This is a genomic window from Sphingomonas sp. GW822-FHT03G08, from assembly GCF_058801135.1.
In genome coordinates this window covers 1969267-1988639 of record NZ_JBXAMZ010000001.1, presented here as the reverse complement: position 1 = coordinate 1988639, position 19373 = coordinate 1969267, and the positions used below count along the sequence as shown (strand labels likewise).

General features: G+C 69.0%; 16 protein-coding genes. 15 read left to right on the top strand and 1 reads right to left on the bottom strand.

The annotated features are described in order from the left end of the window. Nucleotides 1–16 precede the first annotated feature (16 nt). Genes AC1RJ5_RS09055 through AC1RJ5_RS09030 form a run of 6 tightly spaced genes read left to right on the top strand, consistent with a single transcriptional unit; the run spans nt 17 to nt 6076 of the window. Complete coding sequence (locus AC1RJ5_RS09055; RefSeq protein WP_493112874.1) at nt 17–1018, top strand: 3-oxoacyl-[acyl-carrier-protein] synthase III C-terminal domain-containing protein; 1002 nt, start codon at nt 17–19, stop codon at nt 1016–1018. Then, nucleotides 1015–1995 (top strand): NAD-dependent epimerase/dehydratase family protein, encoded by a 981-nt coding sequence (locus tag AC1RJ5_RS09050; RefSeq protein WP_493112872.1) that lies wholly within the window; start codon nt 1015–1017, stop codon nt 1993–1995. Before AC1RJ5_RS09055 ends, AC1RJ5_RS09050 begins: the two co-directional genes overlap by 4 nt. Next, the gene (locus tag AC1RJ5_RS09045; RefSeq protein ID WP_269574177.1) at nt 1988–2824 is read left to right on the top strand and encodes an MBL fold metallo-hydrolase; all 837 of its coding nucleotides are present in this window, start codon (nt 1988–1990) and stop codon (nt 2822–2824) included. The genes AC1RJ5_RS09050 and AC1RJ5_RS09045 overlap by 8 nt, the downstream gene beginning before the upstream one ends. Further along, complete coding sequence (locus AC1RJ5_RS09040; protein ID WP_493112869.1) at nt 2821–3954, top strand: ATP-grasp domain-containing protein; 1134 nt, start codon at nt 2821–2823, stop codon at nt 3952–3954. Before AC1RJ5_RS09045 ends, AC1RJ5_RS09040 begins: the two co-directional genes overlap by 4 nt. Next, complete coding sequence (locus AC1RJ5_RS09035; protein WP_493112868.1) at nt 3951–5078, top strand: hypothetical protein; 1128 nt, start codon at nt 3951–3953, stop codon at nt 5076–5078. The genes AC1RJ5_RS09040 and AC1RJ5_RS09035 overlap by 4 nt, the downstream gene beginning before the upstream one ends. Beyond that, complete coding sequence (locus AC1RJ5_RS09030; protein WP_493112866.1) at nt 5075–6076, top strand: Rieske 2Fe-2S domain-containing protein; 1002 nt, start codon at nt 5075–5077, stop codon at nt 6074–6076. Before AC1RJ5_RS09035 ends, AC1RJ5_RS09030 begins: the two co-directional genes overlap by 4 nt. Here the strand turns inward: AC1RJ5_RS09030 and AC1RJ5_RS09025 are convergent. Then, complete coding sequence (locus AC1RJ5_RS09025; protein WP_493112865.1) at nt 6067–7335, bottom strand: F390 synthetase-related protein; 1269 nt, start codon at nt 7333–7335, stop codon at nt 6067–6069. The two genes, AC1RJ5_RS09030 and AC1RJ5_RS09025, sit on opposite strands and share 10 nt — an antisense overlap. Nucleotides 7336–7456: 121 nt before the next feature. On the opposite strand from AC1RJ5_RS09025, the gene AC1RJ5_RS09020 reads away from it, so the two are divergent. The 9 genes from AC1RJ5_RS09020 to AC1RJ5_RS08980 all read left to right on the top strand — a co-directional run bounded on the left by AC1RJ5_RS09020 (nt 7457) and on the right by AC1RJ5_RS08980 (nt 19332). Then, nucleotides 7457–8038, top strand: a complete 582-nt coding sequence (locus tag AC1RJ5_RS09020) for an ANTAR domain-containing response regulator (RefSeq protein ID WP_184170618.1) — start codon at nt 7457–7459, stop codon at nt 8036–8038. Continuing rightward, a complete protein-coding gene (locus AC1RJ5_RS09015; protein WP_342249957.1) occupies nt 8035–9243 on the top strand; it encodes a CmpA/NrtA family ABC transporter substrate-binding protein in 1209 nt (402 codons plus the stop codon). Before AC1RJ5_RS09020 ends, AC1RJ5_RS09015 begins: the two co-directional genes overlap by 4 nt. Nucleotides 9244–9468: 225 nt before the next feature. Next, complete coding sequence (locus AC1RJ5_RS09010) at nt 9469–10758, top strand: nitrate/nitrite transporter (protein ID WP_269574183.1); 1290 nt, start codon at nt 9469–9471, stop codon at nt 10756–10758. Then, the gene (locus AC1RJ5_RS09005; protein ID WP_342249956.1) at nt 10758–11939 is read left to right on the top strand and encodes an alginate export family protein; all 1182 of its coding nucleotides are present in this window, start codon (nt 10758–10760) and stop codon (nt 11937–11939) included. The genes AC1RJ5_RS09010 and AC1RJ5_RS09005 overlap by 1 nt, the downstream gene beginning before the upstream one ends. Nucleotides 11940–11949: 10 nt before the next feature. After that, complete coding sequence (nirB, locus tag AC1RJ5_RS09000) at nt 11950–14415, top strand: nitrite reductase large subunit NirB (RefSeq protein WP_493112861.1); 2466 nt, start codon at nt 11950–11952, stop codon at nt 14413–14415. Next, nucleotides 14412–14750 (top strand): nitrite reductase small subunit NirD, encoded by a 339-nt coding sequence (gene nirD, locus AC1RJ5_RS08995; protein ID WP_342249954.1) that lies wholly within the window; start codon nt 14412–14414, stop codon nt 14748–14750. The genes nirB and nirD overlap by 4 nt, the downstream gene beginning before the upstream one ends. A 1-nt stretch (nt 14751) precedes the next feature. Next, complete coding sequence (locus AC1RJ5_RS08990; protein ID WP_493112859.1) at nt 14752–17340, top strand: molybdopterin-dependent oxidoreductase; 2589 nt, start codon at nt 14752–14754, stop codon at nt 17338–17340. After that, complete coding sequence (cobA, locus tag AC1RJ5_RS08985; RefSeq protein WP_493112857.1) at nt 17333–18103, top strand: uroporphyrinogen-III C-methyltransferase; 771 nt, start codon at nt 17333–17335, stop codon at nt 18101–18103. Before AC1RJ5_RS08990 ends, cobA begins: the two co-directional genes overlap by 8 nt. Next, nucleotides 18100–19332 (top strand): molybdopterin molybdotransferase MoeA, encoded by a 1233-nt coding sequence (locus tag AC1RJ5_RS08980; RefSeq protein WP_493112855.1) that lies wholly within the window; start codon nt 18100–18102, stop codon nt 19330–19332. Before cobA ends, AC1RJ5_RS08980 begins: the two co-directional genes overlap by 4 nt. Nucleotides 19333–19373 lie beyond the last annotated feature (41 nt).

The window sequence follows — 19373 nt, the reverse complement described above, 5'->3', positions numbered from 1 at the left end:
TGTTCAATATATTCGCATGAATGCGACTCGGGGCCTCGGTTTTCGCTTCGCTGGCAGCGGTGTCGCGCTGCCCAGGACTGCCGTTCCCTCCGTGGAAATCGATGCCCGGCTCGGCCGGGATCCCGGCTGGACCGAAGCGAATTTCGCGATCGCCACCCGCTATTGGGCGCGGGGCGACGAAACCAGCTCCTCGCTCGGCGCCGCTGCCGCGTCCGCGGCCTTGGCGGCGGCGAACTGGGATGCCGCCGATCTCGATGTGGTGATCTCGGCATGCGGCGTGATGGAGCAGCCGATTCCGGGCAACGCCCCGCTCATCCAGCGCCGGCTCGGCATCGGCGCGAGCGGCATCGCCGCATTCGACGTCAATGCGACCTGCCTGTCGTTTCTCGTCGCGCTCGACACGCTGTTGATGGGAATGGCGATCGGCAAATGGCGCCGGGGCCTGATCGTTTCGGTCGACATCGCTTCCGCCGCACTCGATTTCGGTTCGCCCGAGTCATCGGTGATCTTCGGCGACGGCGCGGCCGCCGTGGCGATCGAAGCCGACGGCCCCAGCCGCCTGCTTGCCTGCCGGCTCGCGACCTTCGGCGACGGGTCGGAATTGTGCCGGCTTGAATCGGGCGGCACCCGCATGCGCCCGACCGAGGATCTCGATGCCTTCCTGGCGGTATCGAAGTTCCGGATGGACGGTCCCGCATTGTTCGCCGCGACCGCCAAGCGCTTCCCGCGTTTCCTGCGCGACCTGCTCGCCGACGGCGGTGTGGCGGCCGAAGGGCTCGATACGATCGTGCCGCACCAGGCAAGCGCGGCGGCGATCGAGCATCTCAAGCGCTCGGTGCCGGATGGCCATGCCAGGACGGTCGACATCTTCCGGGACCATGGCAACCAGATTGCGGCGGGCATGCCGCATGCGCTCCATGTCGCGCGTGAGCGAGGTCAACTCGCGCCCGGTAGCCACAGCCTGCTGATCGGAACATCGGCTGGCGTATCGCTGGGCGGCGCGGTGATCCGCTGGTGACCCGGCATGCGCTGGTGACCGGAGCGACCGGCGGACTGGGACGCGAACTGGTCGGCCAGTTGTGCGCGGCCGGATATCAGGTGCGCGCGACCGGCCGCGACGGGGCGATCGGTGCGCAGCTCGGAACGGAATTCCTGCCGGCCGATCTGGTCACCGATCCGCTGGCGCCGCTGCTCGGCGGCGTGGATGTGGTGTTCCACCTTGCCGCGCTCTCGTCTCCCTGGGGATCGCGTGCGGCTTTCGAGGCGATCAACATCACCGCGACCCGGCGGCTGACCCATGCCGCGCGCGCAGCGGGGTGCGAGGGGCTGGTCTACGCTTCCACGCCCTCCATCTATGCCGAACCGCGCGACCGGATCGGCCTGACTGAGGACAGTCCGGTCGGGCCGCGTTTCGCCAATGCCTATGCCGCGACCAAATATGCCGCCGAACGGCTGGTCCTGGCTGCCGACGCGCCGGGCTTCCGCACCGTTGCGATCCGCCCGCGCGCGATCGTGGGGCCGCATGACAATGTTCTGCTGCCGCGAATCCTGCGCGCCGGGCGTCGCGGGCGGTTTCCGCTGCCGGGCGGGGGCAGGGCACTGATCGAGCCGACCGATGTGCGCGATGCCGCGGCTGCTTTCGTCGCCGCCGACCGCCGATTGGAAACGGCGGGCGGGCAGGCGATCAACATATCGGGGGGCGATCCGCGGCCGGTGCGCGAACTGCTGGGCCAGCTGTTCGCGCGGATCGGAAGCGCACCGCGCCTGGTGACGGTGCCGACCGGGCTGGCGATGACAATGGCCGGCGCGATGGAACGCGTTGCCGCGCTGCTGCCCGGCAGGCCGGAACCGCCGGTGACGCGTTACAGCGTCATGACCTTCGGCTTCTCGCAGACGATGCAGCTCGATCGCGCGCGCGATCTGCTCGACTGGGTGCCGCGCCACGGGATCGACGCGATGATCGCCCATGCCCTGCCGGAGGCGATCGATGCGTGAGGTCGAGGTCAGGCTGATCCGCGCCGGGCATTGCGTCCACCCGCAGCGCGCAACGATCCGCGACGGCAGCCTGCGCCCGGCGATCTTCCCCGCGCTCTCGATCCTGATCGTGCACCCCCATGAGGGGCCGATTCTGTTCGATACCGGCTATGATCCGGCATTCTTCGCCGCGACCCGGCCATTTCCCGAACGCTTCTATCGCTGGCTGACCCCGGCCACGCTGCCGCCGGGCGCGGACGTCGCGAGCCAGTTGCGGCGCTTCGGCTTCGATCCGGGCGATGTCCGCCATCTGGTCCTGTCGCATTTCCACGCCGATCATATCGCGGGCACCCATGCCTTTCCGAATGCCGCGATCCACTGCGCGCGTGCCGGGCTCGACGCGGCATGTTCGAGCGGGCGGGTGAAGGCGCTGCTCGGCGGCGTGCTGCCGGCGTTGCTCCCCGCCGATATCGCGGTGCGTGCGCGCTTCTTCGAGGATGCGCCGCGCGTTGCCCTGCCCGGCGCGTTGCAGCCCTTTGCCGAAGGGGCCGACATATTGGGCGACGGCAGCCTCCTCGCGGCCGAGCTCCCCGGCCACTGCCCGGGCCATTGGGGCATGGTCGTTGCCGACAGCCTGCACGGCGAGCATTTCCTGGTCGCCGATGCCGCCTGGTCGAGCGACGCGATCCGCCGCAACATGCCGCCGCCACGGCTGACCAGCAGCCTGCTGGGCAATGCCGGGCGCGTCGAGCAGACCCTGGCAAAGCTGCATGCGCTCTGGCAGCGCAATCCGGCGATCCGGCTCACGCCGGCGCATTGCCCCGAACGCGCCGCCGAAGCCGAGGCGTGAGCAAGATCCTCATCACCGGTGCGCGCGCGCCGGTCGCGGTCGATCTGGCGCGGTCCTTTGCGGCGGCGGGGCATGAAGTTCACCTGGCCGATTCGATCGCCGGCTGGGCGGCGCGCCTGTCGCGGGCGGTGGCCGCGACGCATCTGCTGCCGCCGCCGCGCAGCGATTTCGCGGGGTTCGCCAGCGCGCTGCGCGACCTGGTGGTCAGGCTCGACCCGGTGGCGATCATCCCGACCTGCGAGGAAGTGTTCTACGTTGCGGCGGCGGGTCTCGGCGATCGCGTGCTGGTGCCGCCGCTTGGGACGCTCCGTACGCTGCATTCGAAGCTGGCTTTCGTCGAGCATGCTCGGGGACTGGGCATAGTGGTGCCCGAAACCTGGCGGATCGAGGCTCGTGCCGAACTTGAGGATTTGCCGGTCGCATTCGAAGAGCTGGTGCTGAAGCCAGATTTCTCCCGCTTCGCGACGGAGACTCTGGTCCGGCCTTCGCGCGCGCAGCTGGCGGCGTTCGAACCATCCGCCGGCCGGGCCTGGGCGGCGCAGCGTTTCGTGGCGGGCGAGGAACTGTGCCTTTGGTCCTTTGCCCGGGCAGGGCGGTTGGTTGCCGCGGTCGTGTATCGCCCGGTCTGGCGGCACGGCAAGGCGGCGTCCTATGCGTTTGAGGCCGTCGATTGCCCGGCGGCGATCGAAGTCGCGCGCACGCTGGCTGCGGCAAACGAGCTGACCGGGCACCTCTCGCTCGACCTGATCCTCACGCCGGAGGGCGTGGCGGTGCCGATCGAGTGCAATCCGCGTGCGGTTAGCGGAGTGCATCTGTTCGATGCGCGGCCGGAACTCGCGGATGCGATGCTCGGCCGGGGCGAGGCGCAGCCCATTAAGGGCTTGCGCTATCTCGGTCCGGCGATGGCCTTGCTGGGGCTGCCGGCTGCGATCGGGGGCGGGCGGCTTGGCCAGTTGGCGCGCGACGTCAGGCTCGGCCACGATGCGGTGGGGCGGCCGGGCGATCGCCGCCCGGTTATCGGTGCGATGCTCGATGCCGCGCGTTTCGCCAGCCGAGCGCTGCTGTCGCGCGGGAGTGCGGCGGGCGCGACCACGACCGACATCGAATGGAATGGTGAGCCGATCGCATGATCCTGTTCGATCCGCTCGACCCGCCGCCGGGCGCGTGGCCGGCCGGCTGCGATTCGCGTGCCTATATCGAGGGCATCGCGCGGGCGGGCGTGGGCGCGATGATCCCCAATGTCGCCACGCGCTGGATGGCGCTCCGCGCGGGCGAGCGCGTCTATCCGGTGACGGTCAATGAAGGCGGGGTGGGAGGCAGCTATGTCTGCCTGCCGCACAGCGCCTATATCCTCTACGCGCGGGCCGAGCTCGACATCGTCGATACCGGGTGGCTGCGACCGCTGCTGCGCGCGATGATCGCTGCCGCCGATCGGCTGTTGCGCTGGGGGCAGGTCAATCGCGTCCTCCATATCGACAACTGGATGCTGTCGACCAACCTGCACGGCGACTGGCAGGGCGACGATCTCCCGGCGATCCGCGCCTTCCTGGCCGAGCGTTTTCCGGCCCATGCCATCGCGGTCCGCTCGGTGGACGGCTGGTCCTCGCCGGCCCTGCTCGACGCGGCGCGGAGTGACGGCTGGCGGTTGCTCGCCAGTCGCCAGATCTGGGTGACCGGCGACCTCGAAACGCAGTGGCGCGCGCGGCGGAATACCGGGCACGACTTCCGCCTGCTTCGCCGCAGCGGGCTGGTGATCGACGAGTTCGCGGTGATGACCGAAGCCGACGCGGCGCGGATCGCCGAGCTCTACCATCTGCTCTATGTCGGCAAATATTCGCCGCTGAACCCGATCTTCTCGCCGGATTGGATCCTGATGACCTGGCGGGAGGGCATCCTGCGGTATCGTGGGGCACGCGACGCGCAGGGCACGCTGCTGGCGGTGACGGGCGCCCTGGTGCGGGGCGATGTCCTGACCCCGCCGATCGTCGGCTACGACACCGCCCGGCCGCGGCGAGAAGGCCTGTACCGCATTGCCACGCTCCTGTTCACCTCGATGGCGCACGAGAAGGGCATTCGGCTCAACGGCTCGGCCGGTGCCGCGCAGTTCAAGCGCAACCGCGGTGCCACCGGGGTGATCGAATATACTGCGGTCGCCGCCGGCCATCTGCCCTGGCGACGGCGCGCCGTGCTGGGGTTGATGCAGGCCGCGCTCGATCGGCTGGCAGTTCCGTTGATGAGGAGGCGAGGGCTATGAGCGACGCATGGCCGGTGGCGATTGCGCAGGGCTGGCATCCGTTAGCGGCATTGGACGCGCTCGGCAGCAAGCCGGTGGCGCGGCGGCTGATGGGCACGCCGGTCGTGCTGTTCCTGAGCGCTGGCAAGCCCGTCGTCATGCTCGATCGCTGCCCGCACCGCGCGCTCAAGCTTTCCGACGGCTGCGTGCAGGGCGGCACGATCGCCTGCCCCTATCATGGCTGGCGCTTCGGCGCGGATGGCCGCTGCGTCGAGGTCCCTGGCTCCGACGAGGTGCCGGCGGTCTCGGCTCGGGTCCTGCCGGTCGAGATCCGCGCCGGGCTGGTCTGGACCTGCCTGGCCGAGACCCCGCCGCCATTCCCTCGCCTGCCTGCGCTGCTCGACGATCCGGCGCTCGACCATTTTCGCTGGCTGGTCGCGCCCAGCCGGATGCGGTTGCTCGACGGGATCGAGAACATGCTCGACGCCTCGCACCCGCATTATGTCCATCCCTGGTTCCTGCGCGGTACCGGCAAGCGCCGGGCGATGCGGGTGGAGGTGTCGCTCGGGCCCGATGGCGCGCAAGCCGTCTATCACGAGAACGCCCGTGCCGAGGGCATCATGCCGCGCCTGCTGGAGGGCAAGAGGACGGTGTCGATCGGGCGCTATTTCCCGCCGACGATCGGCCAGCTCGAATTCCGCACCGACCGCGGCCTGAGTGTCTCGCTGACCGCGATCTTCGTGCCGGAGGACACGGACCTGGTGCGCCCCTATGCCCTGTTCTCCACGCGCCGGGGCATCGCGCCCAACTGGCTCAAGCGCTGGGTGCTCAAGGCGTTCAACCTGCCGCTGCTGCGCCAGGACCAGCGGGTGCTGGCCGACCAGGTCGAGGCACTGAAGGACTGGGGGGCGGTCGATTTCGCGATCGGCCCGGCCGATCTGATCGGGCCGACGGTGTGGCGGCTGGCCAATGGCAGGCCGCAGGCGGTCGAGCAGCGCGAGGCGATACTCTACCTCTGACGCCACTCCCGCCGGACGCGGCGCAACTTCCGGTCGAAATCGACGGTCAGTCCGCGCGTGACGCTGATTTCCGGCCGCACCACGCCGGCGCGATCGAACAAGCCTGCCAGCGAGGCGGACACCCGCGCATCGCTCTCCGGCGAAAGCGCGGGATCGAGCGCGACGCTGATCCGGTCCGCCGCGGTCTGGACGATGCGGAAGTCGGTGATCGCCCGATCGGCATCGACAACAGCGTTGCGCAGAACATCCGGCGTGATCATGCGCCACTGCCCGCCGGCATCCTGCAGCTCGAACACGTCATCCTGCCGTCCTTCGATCCGCGCCACCGCCTGGAGCGGCGAGCCGCAGGCGCAGCGTTCGTCGGAAAGGACCAGCAGGTCGTTCATCCGGTATCGCGCCATGATCTGGGTCCGCCGCGTGAAATCGGTGATCAGCGGCGTCACCAGTCCGCTGTCCCCCGATGGCTGCCACTCGAACCGCACGGCATCCTCGGCAAGGTGCAGCGTGCCGTGCGGGCAGGCAACGCCGAACAGCCCTTCGGTCGCCATGTAGATCTCACGCACCCTGGCGCCGGTCGCAGCCTCGATCACCGCGCGGTCCAGCGGATCGAGCACTTCCGCGCCGCTGAACAGGTTGTGCGCGGTCAGCCGGCCGCTCTCCGCCAGCCGCCGCAGCACCTTGGGCGGCGCCACGATCGTGTCGGGCGCGAAGGCGGCGAGCTGGTCGGCCCAGCCATCGACCCCCAGCGCCAGGTCGAAGAAGCGCAGGCTGATCCGCCGCCCCCGTTCGGCCGAGCGATAGAGCGTCGAGAAGCCGGGCAGGGCAAGCGCGACACGGTGCCGCCGCCACAGCACATCGGGAAGCGCCTTGGCGAGAATCGTTCCCAGCCAGACGAAGCGTTCGGCTTCGCTGATGACGTAATAGCCGCGATTCCCGCTCGTCCCGGTGCTTTGCCCGATCGGATGGCCCCGCACCCGATCCGCGCCCGCATCGAGGGCCGAGCGGATTTCGTCCGCCGTGATGCGGGGGCGGTTATAGGCGGCGAAATCGGCGGTCAGGATCGCCTTGTCCATCACCGGCAGTTCCTCGAGGCGGCGAACCGGCTCCTCCGCAAAGGCATCGACGCGCGGCACCGCGGCCTTCATCCAGCCGGCAAGCCTCGCGGCCTGCCAGCGTCGCACGTCGTCAGGCGTTGCCAGCCGCCGGGCCAGCCGGCGCGTGCGCACGAAAGCGGAGACGGCGCTCATCACAGCAAGCATGGCGCCAGTGTAGATATCGCCATGGCCGCGTCCACTGCGACGGCGCAGATTTGCGGGAGTCCGAAGTTGACGCAGGGCATGCGCCGGATAAGCCTCGCGCGCGTAGGCTTGGGGACCGGCGTTGCGCATTGCCATCATCGACGACAGCGGGCTGCGCGCCACGATCCTGGAGGAGGGATTGCGCGAGGCCGGCTTCGAGGAAATCGAGATCGTGCCCCCGCACGGTGCCTTTGTCGCGCGGCTCGAGCGGATGGCGCCCGATGTCGTGCTGATGAACCTCGGCAACGCCAATCGCGATTCGCTGGAGGAGATGCTGACGGTGAGCCGCGCGCTCGCCCGGCCGATCGCGATGTTCGTCGACCAGTCGGACGAGGGGATGATCGGCGCGGCGATCGATGCGGGCGTCTCGGCCTATGTCGTCGACGGGCTGCGCAAGGACCGGGTGAAGCCGGTGCTCGACCTGGCGATCCGCCGCTTCAACGCCTTTTCCAGGCTGCAGACCGAGCTCGATGCCGCGCGCACCGAGCTTGCCGAGCGCAAGACGCTCGATCGCGCCAAGGCGATCCTGATGCAGAGCCGGGGCCTCAGCGAGCCCGAAGCCTATGCGCTGCTGCGCACCACCGCGATGAAGCAGGGGCGGCGCATCGCCGAAGTCGCCGAAGCCCTGATCACCGCCGCCGACCTGTTTGGAGACGGGCGATGACGCCGCTTTCGATCGCCTTCCTCCCCCTGACCGACAGCGCGCCGCTGATCGTGGCGCGCGAGCGTGGCTTCGCCGAGGCCGAGGGCATCGCCCTCACCCTGGTGCGCGATACCAGCTGGGCGACGGTGCGCGACCGGCTGGTCTATGGCCAGGTCCAGTGCGCGCACATGCTCGCGCCGCTCGCCGTGGCGGTGACGCTGGGGCTCAGCCAGGCGCCCTGCGCGATCGCCGCGCCGTTCAAGCTCAACGACAATGGCAATGCGCTGACGCTTTCGGCCGAGCTGGCGGCCGCGCTCGATCCCGATCCGCGCAACCGCGTGCAGGATCCCGTCGCCACCGCGCATGATTTCGCCGCCGCGATCGGGCTGCATCGCCGAAAGCCGGTGATCGGCATCGTCCATCGCTATTCGAGCCACGCGCTGATGCTGCGCTACTGGCTTGCCTATGCCGGGGTGAACCCGGACCGCGATGTGACCCTGCGCGTGCTGCCGCCCTCGCTGATGGTGCAGGCGTTGCGGCTGGGCGAGATCGACGGCTTCATCGCGGGCGAGCCCTGGGGCAGCGTCGCGGTGGCCGAGGGGATCGGCGAGATCGCCGCCGCGGGCGTGAACATCTGGCAGCGCGGCGTCGAGAAGGTGCTCGCTACCCGCGCCGACTGGGCCGAAGCCAATGCCGATCAGCTCGGCCAGCTGCTCCGCGCGCTCGACCGCGCCGCCGCCTGGTGCGACGATCCGGCCAACCGGGAGGATGTGGCGGCCCTGCTTGCCCGGTCCGACTATGTCGGCCAGCCCGCCGAGCTGATCGCCCAGGCGCTGGCCGGGCGGATGCCGCTGATGCGCGGCGGGGAGGTGATTGACCTGCCCGATTTCCTGGTCTTCCACCGTGGCGCGGCCAACTTCCCGTGGCGCAGCCAGGCGCTTTGGATCTACTCGCAGTTCGTCCGCTGGGGGATGGTCGAGCCGAGTGCCGAGGCCGAGCGGGCGGCCGCGGGCGTGTTCCGCTCCGACCTGTACCGCAGCGCGCTTGCCGGGCGCGGTGTCGCGATGCCGGGCGCGAGCATGAAGGTCGAGGGTTCGCTGGCGAATCCGCTCGCAGCTGCGTCGCATCAGGGCAGCCTGATGCTCTCGCCCGATCGGTTTTTCGATGGCAAGTCTTTCGATCCGCAGGATATTTCTGGCTATCTGCAGGCCCTGAAACAAAGCTGAAATTTTTGCACTTGCGAAGAAACCCACTTCGCGTCAGCTTATGCGAGTCGCCCGAATGGCCGGGGGACGCTTATCGGATGTCCGCGGCGACGTAGGCGCGAACATCCACCGGAATTCAGCAAAGCCGCTGTCCGATCACCGCCTCGCGGGGGATCGGCAGCGGCTTTTTTCGTGCCTGCGGCACATCAGATTTTTCGTGCCGGACGGCACGGGGGAGCAGAGCGGATGAAGATCGCGGAACTGGCGCGCGAAGGCTTCGAGGCGATCGGCGGGGGTGCCGATGTCGATTCCTTTCCGGCACGCAAGGCAAAGTCGGCATTCTGGAGCAGCGGTCATACGCCGACGCTGATCGCCGCCTTCCTCTATTTCGACCTGGCCTTCATGGTCTGGGTGCTGCTCGGCCCGCTTGCGCCGGAGATCGCCAAGGACCTGCACCTCAGCCCCGCGCAGAAGGGCCTGATGGTGGCAACGCCCACCCTGGCCGGCGCGGTGCTCCGCCTGCTTGTCGGCCTGCTCGCCGATCGGATCGGGCCGAAGCGCACCGGGGTGATCGGCCAGGTGATCGTGATCGCCGGATTGCTCACCGCCTGGCGGCTGGGCGTCCACAGCTTTGCCGGCACGCTGGCGCTGGGCGGTGTGCTCGGCTTTGCCGGCGCCAGCTTCGCGGTGGCGCTGCCGCTCGCCAGCCGCTGGTATCCGCCCGAGCATCAGGGCAAGGCGATGGGCATCGCCGGCATGGGCAATTCGGGTACCGTGCTCGCCGCGCTGTTCGCGCCGATGCTGGCCAAGGCGTTCGGCTGGAACGCCGTGCTCGGCCTGGTCTGCATCCCGCTGGCGATCGTGCTGGTTGTCTATGTCGTGCTGGCCAAGGACGCGCCGAACCAGCCCGCGCCCAAGCCGCTCGCCGCCTATCTCGAGCCGCTCAAGACCGCGGACGCCTGGTGGTTCATGCTGTTCTACGGCGTCACCTTCGGCGGCTTCTCCGGCCTCGCCTCGTCGCTGACCATCTACTTCACCGATCAGTTCGCGCTGAGCACGGTAGTCGCCGGCTATTGCACCGCGGCCTGCGTGTTCGCCGGGTCGCTGGTGCGCCCGCTCGGCGGGGCGCTCGCCGACAAGGTGGGTGGCGTCGCGGCGCTCACCGCCGTCTATATCGTCGCGGCACTCGCGCTGCTCGGCGTCAGCACGTCACCGGCCAGCCTTGGCGTCGCGCTCACCCTGTTCGTCATCGCGATGCTCGCGCTCGGAACCGGCAATGGCGCGGTGTTCCAGCTGGTGCCGCAGCGCTTCGGCAAGGAGATCGGCATCCTGACCGGTCTGGTCGGCATGGCGGGCGGCATTGGCGGCTTCTACCTTGCCTCCTCGCTCGGTTTCGCGCGGCAGGCGACCGGTGGGTTCGGCCCGGGCTTCCTGATCTTCGCGATGCTGGCGCTGGGCGCACTTGCCGGCCTGACCTTCGTCAAGGGCAAGTGGCGGGCGCGCTGGGTCGCCGCGGCGCAGGGAGTGCGGATCTGATGCGCGCCGCGCTCCTCCTTCCTCTGGCCATCGCCGCGACGCCGGCGATGGCGCAGGAGATGAAGCCGATCGTCGATGCGCGGCTTCGCTATGAGCGTGTCGATCAGGCCGGGCTGGCACGGGATGCCGATGCGCTCACGCTGCGTGTCCGCGCCGGGTTCGAGCTCAAGCAGGGTGTTTTCGCGCTGCTCGCCGAGAGCGAAGGCACGCTGGCGCTGAGCGAACGCTACAACAGCACCGTGAACGGCCGCACCGCCTGGCCGATCGTAGCCGATCCCGAGAATGTCGAGATCAACCGGATTCAGCTCCAGTATCGCGGGATCAAGAACACCGTCTTCACCGCCGGCCGCCAGCGCATCGCGCTCGACGACCAGCGCTTCGTTGGCAATGTCGCCTGGCGGCAGAACGAGCAGACCTTCGATGCGGTGCGCGTCGAGAGCAAGGCGCTGGGGCCGGTGGCGATCGACCTGACCTATGCCTGGGCGGCGCGCACGATCTACGGCGTCGAGAGCCCGATCGCCGGGATCGGCGGCGACAATGTCTTCGCCGGCGCGAGCGTGAAGCTCGGCCCGGTCAGCGCCAAGGGCTTCGCCTATCTGGTCGATCAGGACTCGACCGGCCGGCGGCAATTCTCCAGCCAGACCTATGGCGGGCGGGCGGCGACCACGCTGCCGCTCGGCGCCGCCAAGCTTTCGCTCGCCGCCAGCTATGCCCGCCAGTCGAACTGGCGCGACAATCCCAATCGCTATGCCGCCGATTACTGGCTGGCCGAGGGGCAGCTCCAGGTGAAGGCCTTCGGGGTGAGCGGCGGCTATGAGGTGCTCGGCGCGGACAAGGGGCTGGCGAACACCAGCTTCCAGACGCCGCTGGCCACGCTGCACAAGTTCCAGGGCTGGGCGGACAAGTTCCTCGTCACCCCGGCGGACGGCATCCGCGACCTCTATGCCGGGGGCAGCTATGCGCTGGCGCTCGGCAAGGTGCCGGTGATCACGCTGCAGGCGATCTACCACCGCTTCGACAGCGACCGGAACGCGCGCCGCTACGGCGAGGAATGGGACCTGCAGCTCGGTTTCAAGCCGCTCAAGCGCGTCGCCGCCCTGATCAAATATGCCGATTACCGCGCCGCCAGCTTCGCGACCGATACGCGCAAGCTGTGGCTCGAGCTCGATTTTACCCTGTGAGGTTGCACGCATGACCCATCACATCGACCGCCCGCACCTGGTGGTGATCGGCAACGGCATGGCCGGCTGCCGCGCCGTCGAGGAACTGCTCGCCCGCGATCCGGGTCGCTACCGGGTGACGATCTTCGGCGCCGAGCCGCATGTGAACTACAACCGGATCATGCTCTCCCCGGTGCTCGCCGGCGAGAAGACGTTCGACGAGATCGTGATCAACCCGCGCGACTGGTATGACGACAACGGCATCGAGCTGGTCGCCGGCGACAGCGTCACCGGGATCGACCGCGCGGCGCGAACCGTCACCGCCGCCAGCGGTCGCACGGTCAGCTATGACAAGCTGCTGATCGCCACCGGTTCGGATCCCTTCATCATCCCGGTGCCGGGCAAGGACCTGCCCGGCGTTATCAGCTTCCGCGACATGAAGGATGTCGATGCGATGCTGGCGGCCGCAGGGAAGGGCGGTGACGCGGTGGTGATCGGCGGCGGCCTGCTCGGGCTCGAGGCGGCGCACGGCCTGACCCTGCGCGGCATGAAGGTCACCGTGCTGCACCTGATGCCGACGCTGATGGAGCGCCAGCTCGACGAAGCGGCGGGCTGGCTGCTCAAGTCCGAGCTGGAATCGCGCGGCCAGACGATCCTCACCGGCGCCGACACCGCCGAGATCCTCGGTACCGATCATGTCGAGGGCGTGAAGCTCAAGGACGGGCGGGTGATCCCGGCCAGCCTGGTGGTGATGGCGGTGGGCATCCGTCCCTCGACCGCGCTTGCCCGCGAGGCCGGGCTGGCGGTGGGCCGCGGCATCCAGGTCGACGATCACATGGTCACCAGCGACGCCAATGTGCTCGCGGTCGGCGAATGCGTCGAGCATGACGGCAATGTCTATGGCCTGGTAGCGCCGCTCTGGGAGATGTGCCGGGCGCTCGCCGACGGGCTGGTCGAGGCACATACCGGCTATCGCGGTTCGGTCACTTCGACCAAGCTCAAGGTCTCCGGCATCGACCTGTTCTCCGCCGGCGACTTCTCGGGCGGCGACGGTGCCGAGGACATCGTCCTGCGCGACGCCAGCCGCGGCATCTACAAGCGCGTGGTGGTCAAGGACGACCGCATCGTCGGCGCCGTCCTCTATGGCGATACCGCCGATGGCAGCTGGTATTTCGACCTGCTCAAGAAGCAGGAGGACATCTCCGATCTCCGCGACCTGCTGATCTTCGGTCAGGCCTTCGCCCAGGGAGGGGGGCAAGCGGACCCTAAACTGGCCGTTGCGGCGCTCTCGGACGATGCCGAGATCTGCGGCTGCAACGGCGTATCCAAGGGCCAGGTCGTCGCCTGCATCGAGAAGGGCGCGTGCAGCCTCGATGCCGTGCGCGCCGGCTGCAAGGCATCGGCGAGCTGCGGCTCCTGCACCGGGCTGGTCGAGACGCTGCTCTCGGTGACGCTGGGCGACGCAGTCCAGGCCGGGCCCAAGACGATGTGCAAATGCACCAGCTTCGGCCATGACGATGTCCGTCGCGAGATCGTCGCGCAGGGCATGCGGTCGATCCCCGAGGTGATGCAGAAGCTGCACTGGTCGACGCCCGACGGCTGTTCCTCCTGCCGCCCGGCGCTCAACTATTATCTGCTCTGCGCGCTGCCCGGCGACTATCAGGACGACCAGCAGAGCCGCTTCGTCAACGAGCGGATGCACGCCAACATCCAGAAGGACGGCACCTATTCGGTCGTCCCGCGCATGTGGGGCGGCATCACCACCCCGCAGGAGCTGCGCGCGATCGCCGACGTCGTCGAGAAATACGATGCGCCGATGGTCAAGGTCACCGGCGGCCAGCGGCTCGACATCTTCGGGATCAGGAAGGAGGATCTGCCCGCCGTCTGGGCCGATCTCAACGCTGCCGGGATGGTCTCCGGACACGCATACGGCAAGGCGCTGCGCACGGTGAAGACCTGTGTCGGCTCCGAATGGTGCCGCTTCGGCACGCAGGATTCGACGGGGCTCGGCGTGAAGCTCGAGCGCGGCTTCTGGGGCAGCTGGATGCCGCACAAGTTCAAGATGGCGGTCTCGGGCTGTCCCAGGAACTGCGCCGAGGCGACGATCAAGGATTTCGGCGTTGTCTGCGTGGATTCGGGCTATGAGCTCCATGTCGGAGGCAATGGCGGCATCCATGTCCGCGCAACCGACCTGCTGGTGAAGGTCGCGACCGAAGAAGAGTCGCTCCACTACGCTGCAGCCTTCGTCCAGCTCTACCGAGAGGAAGCGCGCTATCTCGAGCGCACCGCGCCGTGGATCGAGCGGATCGGCCTGCAATATGTGAAGGACCGCATCGTCGAGGACGAAGCCGGTCGCGACGCGCTCGCCGCGCGCTTCTGGCACTCCCAGACCTTCAGCCAGGACGATCCCTGGGCCGAGCGCGCCGCCGGCCAGGAACGCGAGCAGCATGCGCACATGGCTGCCTTCAATCCCATCCGCGTGGAGGAAATCGCATGATCGGCGAATGGCTCGATATCGGCTGGCTGCAGGAGATCCCGGTGCGCGGCAGCCGCACCATTCCGGTCGAGGGCGGCGAGGAGATCGCGGTATTCCGCACCGGCGACGACAAGGTGTTCGCGCTGGTCAATCGCTGTCCGCACAAGGGCGGCCCGCTCAGCCAGGGCATAGTCCATGGCCATAGCGTCGCCTGCCCGCTGCACAATTGGAACATCGCGCTGGCGACTGGCCTGGCGCAGGGCGAGGACAAGGGCTGCACCCCGGTGATCCCGGTGAAGATCAGCGGCGGCCGCGTGCTGATCTGCCGCGCGAGCACGCTGAAGGCGGCGGCATAGCATGACGGCGACCCGCACCACCTGCGCCTATTGCGGCGTCGGCTGCGGGATCGTCGCGACGCGCACCGGCGCGCGCTCGGTCGAGATCAAGGGCGATCCCGAGCATCCCGCCAATCATGGCCGGCTCTGCTCCAAGGGCACGCATCTCGGCGAGACGGTGGGCCTGGAGGGTCGCCTGCTCCAGCCGATGATCGGCAAGCGCCGGGCGAACTGGGACAAGGCGCTCGACCTGGTGGCGAAGCGCTTCCGCCAGGCGATCGCCGAGCACGGACCGGACAGCGTCGCCTTCTACGTCTCGGGCCAGCTGCTGACCGAAGACTATTACGTCGCCAACAAGCTGATGAAGGGTTTCATCGGCTCGGGCAATATCGACACTAATTCGCGGCTCTGCATGTCGAGTGCTGTCGCCGGCCATGTCCGGGCGTTCGGCGAGGATGTCGTGCCGGCCAGCTATGACGATCTCGACGCCGCCGACCTGATCATATTGGTCGGCTCGAACACCGCCTGGTGCCACCCGATCGTCTATCAGCGGATCCGCGCACGCTGCGATGCCGGGGCCAAGCTGGTCGTGATCGATCCGCGCCGCACCGAGACCTGCGAGGGAGCCGACCTGCACCTCGCCATCCGTCCGGGCAGCGACGTCGCGCTGATGAACGGGCTGCTCGCCCATTGCCGCGAAGCCGGTCTGGTCGATGAGGCCTATCTCACCGCGAGCGTCAGCGTGCCCGAGAATTTCTGGGACCAGGTTGGAGAGGGAAGCGACCTGTGGTCGGTGGCACGGACATGCGAAGTGCCGGCCGCCGACCTCAGGCGCTTCTATGAGCTGTTCGCCGCGCATCCGCGCACGATCACTTTGTTCAGCCAGGGCATCAACCAGTCGATCCGCGGCACTGACCAGGTCAACGCGATCCTCAACCTGCACCTCGCCACCGGCCGGATCGGCAAGCCGGGCGCGGCGCCCTTCTCGATCACCGGCCAGCCCAATGCGATGGGCGGGCGCGAAGTCGGCGGGCTGGCCTCAAGCCTTGCCTCGCACATGGATTTCGCGCCCGAGAACCGCGCCCGCGTCCAGCGCTTCTGGGCCTCGCCCACGATCGCGCCCAAGCCCGGCCTCAAGGCGGTCGACCTGTTCCGCGCGATGGGTGAGGGGCGGATCAAGGCACTGTGGATCATGGCGACCAACCCGGCGGTCTCGATGCCCGATGCCGGGGCGGTGCGCGAAGCACTGGCCCGCTGCCCCTTCGTCGTCATCTCCGATGTGATCGCCGAGACCGATTGCACCCCCTTCGCCCATGTCCGCCTGCCCGCCACCGGCTGGGGAGAAAAGGACGGTACGGTCACCAACTCCGAGCGCCGGGTCAGCCGCCAGCGCGCCCTGTTCGAGGCACCCGGCGAGGCACGGCCCGACTGGTGGATCATCAAGGAAATCGGCCGCCGCATGGGCTGGCCGGGCGACTTCGCCTATGCCCGGCCTGCCGACATCTTCCGCGAGCATGCGCGCCTTTCCGCCTATCAGAATGACGGCGCCCGGCTGTTCGACCTGGGGGACAAGGTCGCGATCGGCAATGCCGACTATGAGGCGATGGCCCCGTTCCGCTGGGGCGGAGACGCCTTTGCCGATGGACGCTTCCCGACCCCCGATGGCCGCGCGCGGCTGGTGCCGGTCGCCCAGATGCCGCTGTCTGCGCCGCTCGCCAACTGGCCGCTGACGCTCAACACCGGGCGCTACCGCGATCAGTGGCACACGATGACGCGCACGGGCCTCAGCCCCAAGCTTTCGCGCCACCGCGAAGAGCCCCTGGTCGAGGTTCATCCCGGGGATGCCGCTGCCCAGGGCCTGGAGGATGGCGGTCTCGCCCGCGTCTCGACGCCGCAGGGCGCGAGCCTGTTCCGTGTCCAGTTCAGCACCGGCCAGCGCCGGGGCGAGATCTTCACGCCGATCCACTGGACCGATCGGCAATCCACCGGAGGCCGCACCGGCCTGCTCCCGCGTCCGCTGGTCGATCCGCATTCGGGCCAGCCGGGGTTCAAGTCGACGCCCGCGAAGATCGAGGCGGTCGCTCCCGCCTGGCGCGGCTTCCTGATTACTACCGAAGCAATGGACCGCCCGGATTGCCTCTGGGTCACCCGCGTCTCGGTGCCCGGCGGCACGCTATACGAGCTGGCTGGCGACGGCGATGCGCAGGCGATCGAAGCGAAGCTGCCGCGCGGTGAGCGGATCGAGAGTTTCGACCGCGCGCGGGGATCGCACCGCGTGGCGGTGATGCGCGACGGCCGGCTGGTCGCCGCGCTGTTCCGCACCGAGCGCGGCATGCTGCCCAAGCGTGAGTGGCTGGTCGAACAGCTTGGCCAGGCTGCCACCGCAGCCTTGCTCGCCGGCGCGCCGCCGGGCGCGCGCGAGGATCGCGGGCCGATCATCTGCCTGTGCTTCGATGTCGGCCTCAAGACAATCGTCGCGGCGATCGGCAGCCAGCAGCTCACTACGGTCGAGGCGGTGGGCGCGGCACTGTCGGCGGGCACCAATTGCGGTTCGTGCCGGCCCGCGATCCGCCGGATCCTCGACGAAAACAGGAGTGCCGCCAATGGATGAGTTTCTTCCGGGCGAAGTCTGGCTTGTCGGTGCCGGACCGGGCGATCCCGATCTGCTCACCCGCAAGGCGGAGCGGCTGCTGCGCGGCGCGAGCGTGGTCTTCTATGACGCGCTGGTCGGCCCCGGCGTGCTGGCGCTGATCCCCGAACATGTGCGCCGCGTGCCCGTCGGCAAGCGATCGGGCCGGCATTCGAAGGATCAGGGCACGATCGATGCGCTGCTCGTCGAGGCCGCGCTGGACGGCGAGAAGGTGGTGCGTTTGAAGGGCGGCGATCCCTCGGTCTTCGGCCGCTCGACCGAGGAGATCACGGCGCTGGCCGCTGTCGGCGTTCGCGCACGAATCTGTCCCGGCATCACTGCGGCGAGCGCGGCGGCGGCCTCGGCCGGCATCTCGCTGTCGCTGCGTGGCCTGGCGCGCCGCGTCCAGTTCGTCACCGCGCATGTCCGGGCCGGCGAGAAGCTGGCGCTCGACTGGGCGGCGCTCGCCGATCCCGCCGCAACGACGGCCTTCTATATGGGGCGCGGTGCCGCGGGTGAGATCAGCCGCCAGCTGGTCGCGGCGGGACTGGACCGGGCGACGCCGGTGCTGATCGCCTGCGACATCAGCCTGCCGGGCGAACGGCTGCTCCACACCCGGCTCGACCTGCTGCCGATCGCTGCCGCGGCAATCGCGGAGGACAAGCCGACCCTGCTTCTGGTAGGCGCGGCGGTGGCGAGCACCGGCGGTCAGTCGGCTGCGATGCTGGCGGAGCGAGCGCAGTGAAGCATGTCCGGGTTCCGGTCGATGAGCGTGTGCCTTGTGGCGCCGCGCTGCGGTTCGATGCCGCTCAGGCGATCCTCGCCGCGGTTGCCCGGCCGCTGGGCACGGAACGCGTGTCGCTCGCCAGGGCGGGCAGGCGCGTGCTCGCCGAACAGGTCCGTGCAGCCATGGACATTCCGGCGCGGGATCTTTCTGCGATGGACGGCTTTGCGGTGCGCGAGGCTGATCTCGCCGTCGGCCGGCGGCGATTTGCCGTGATCGGCGCTGCCTATCCGGGCGCGCCTTTTCATGGAGCGATCGCGCCCGGCGAGGCGGTGCGGATCATGACCGGCGCGCTGATGCCCGCCGGCGCCGACCGAGTGTTGATGCGCGAACTCGTCAGCGCCGAAGCTTCGATCGCCACGCTCGACGGCGCGGTTCCCGCCAAGCCCCATGTCCGTTTGCGCGGATCGGACACGATGGCCGGAGCCGTCGTGCTGCCGGCCGGCAAGCTCCTCGATCCCCGCGCGCTTGTGGTTGCTGCCGCAGCCGATGCAGCGGAACTGACCGTCTGGCGCGCGCCGCGCGTCCGTGTGATCGCGACCGGCGATGAACTGGTGCCCGCCGGCGAGGCGCAGGCGAGCGGTGGCATCCCCGACAGTCTTTCCGAAGCCGTGCTGCTGATGGCGCGCCAATGGGGCGCCAGGCCGCTCGGCGCCGTGCAGGTGCGTGACGACGCAGCGCTGCTCGCCGCCGCGGCCGAAGCTGCGCTGGCGGATGCCGATGTCCTTGTCCTGTGCGGCGGGGCCTCGCGTGGGGATCGAGACTTCGCCAGGTCGGCGCTCCTGCCGCTGGGCCTGGAGCTGCTGTTTGCCGATGTCGCGATCAAGCCGGGCAAGCCCGTCTGGCTCGGGCGGATCGGCACCAGGCTGGTGCTAGGCCTGCCGGGAAACCCGACCGCGGCGATGACGGTCGCACGCCTGTTCCTTGCACCGCTGCTCGCCGGACTGGGCGGTCGTGGCGTGCAGGCGGCGCTTCGCTGGGAAAGTCTGCCGTTGACGGAGGATATGGAAGCCAATGGCGACCGCGAAGCCTTTCTGTGCGCCGAGCGGGCCGATGCGGGCGTGCAGGTGATCGCGGCCCAATCTGCCTCGGCCCAGTCCATGCTCGCGCGGGCCGACATGCTGGTCCGCCGCTTGCCGGGGGATCCGGCGTTGGCGGTCGGCAGCACAGTACCCTTTCTCCGATTCTGATTTTGTTGTTATTGCGATGCGTTCGCGATAATGCGCGCGCG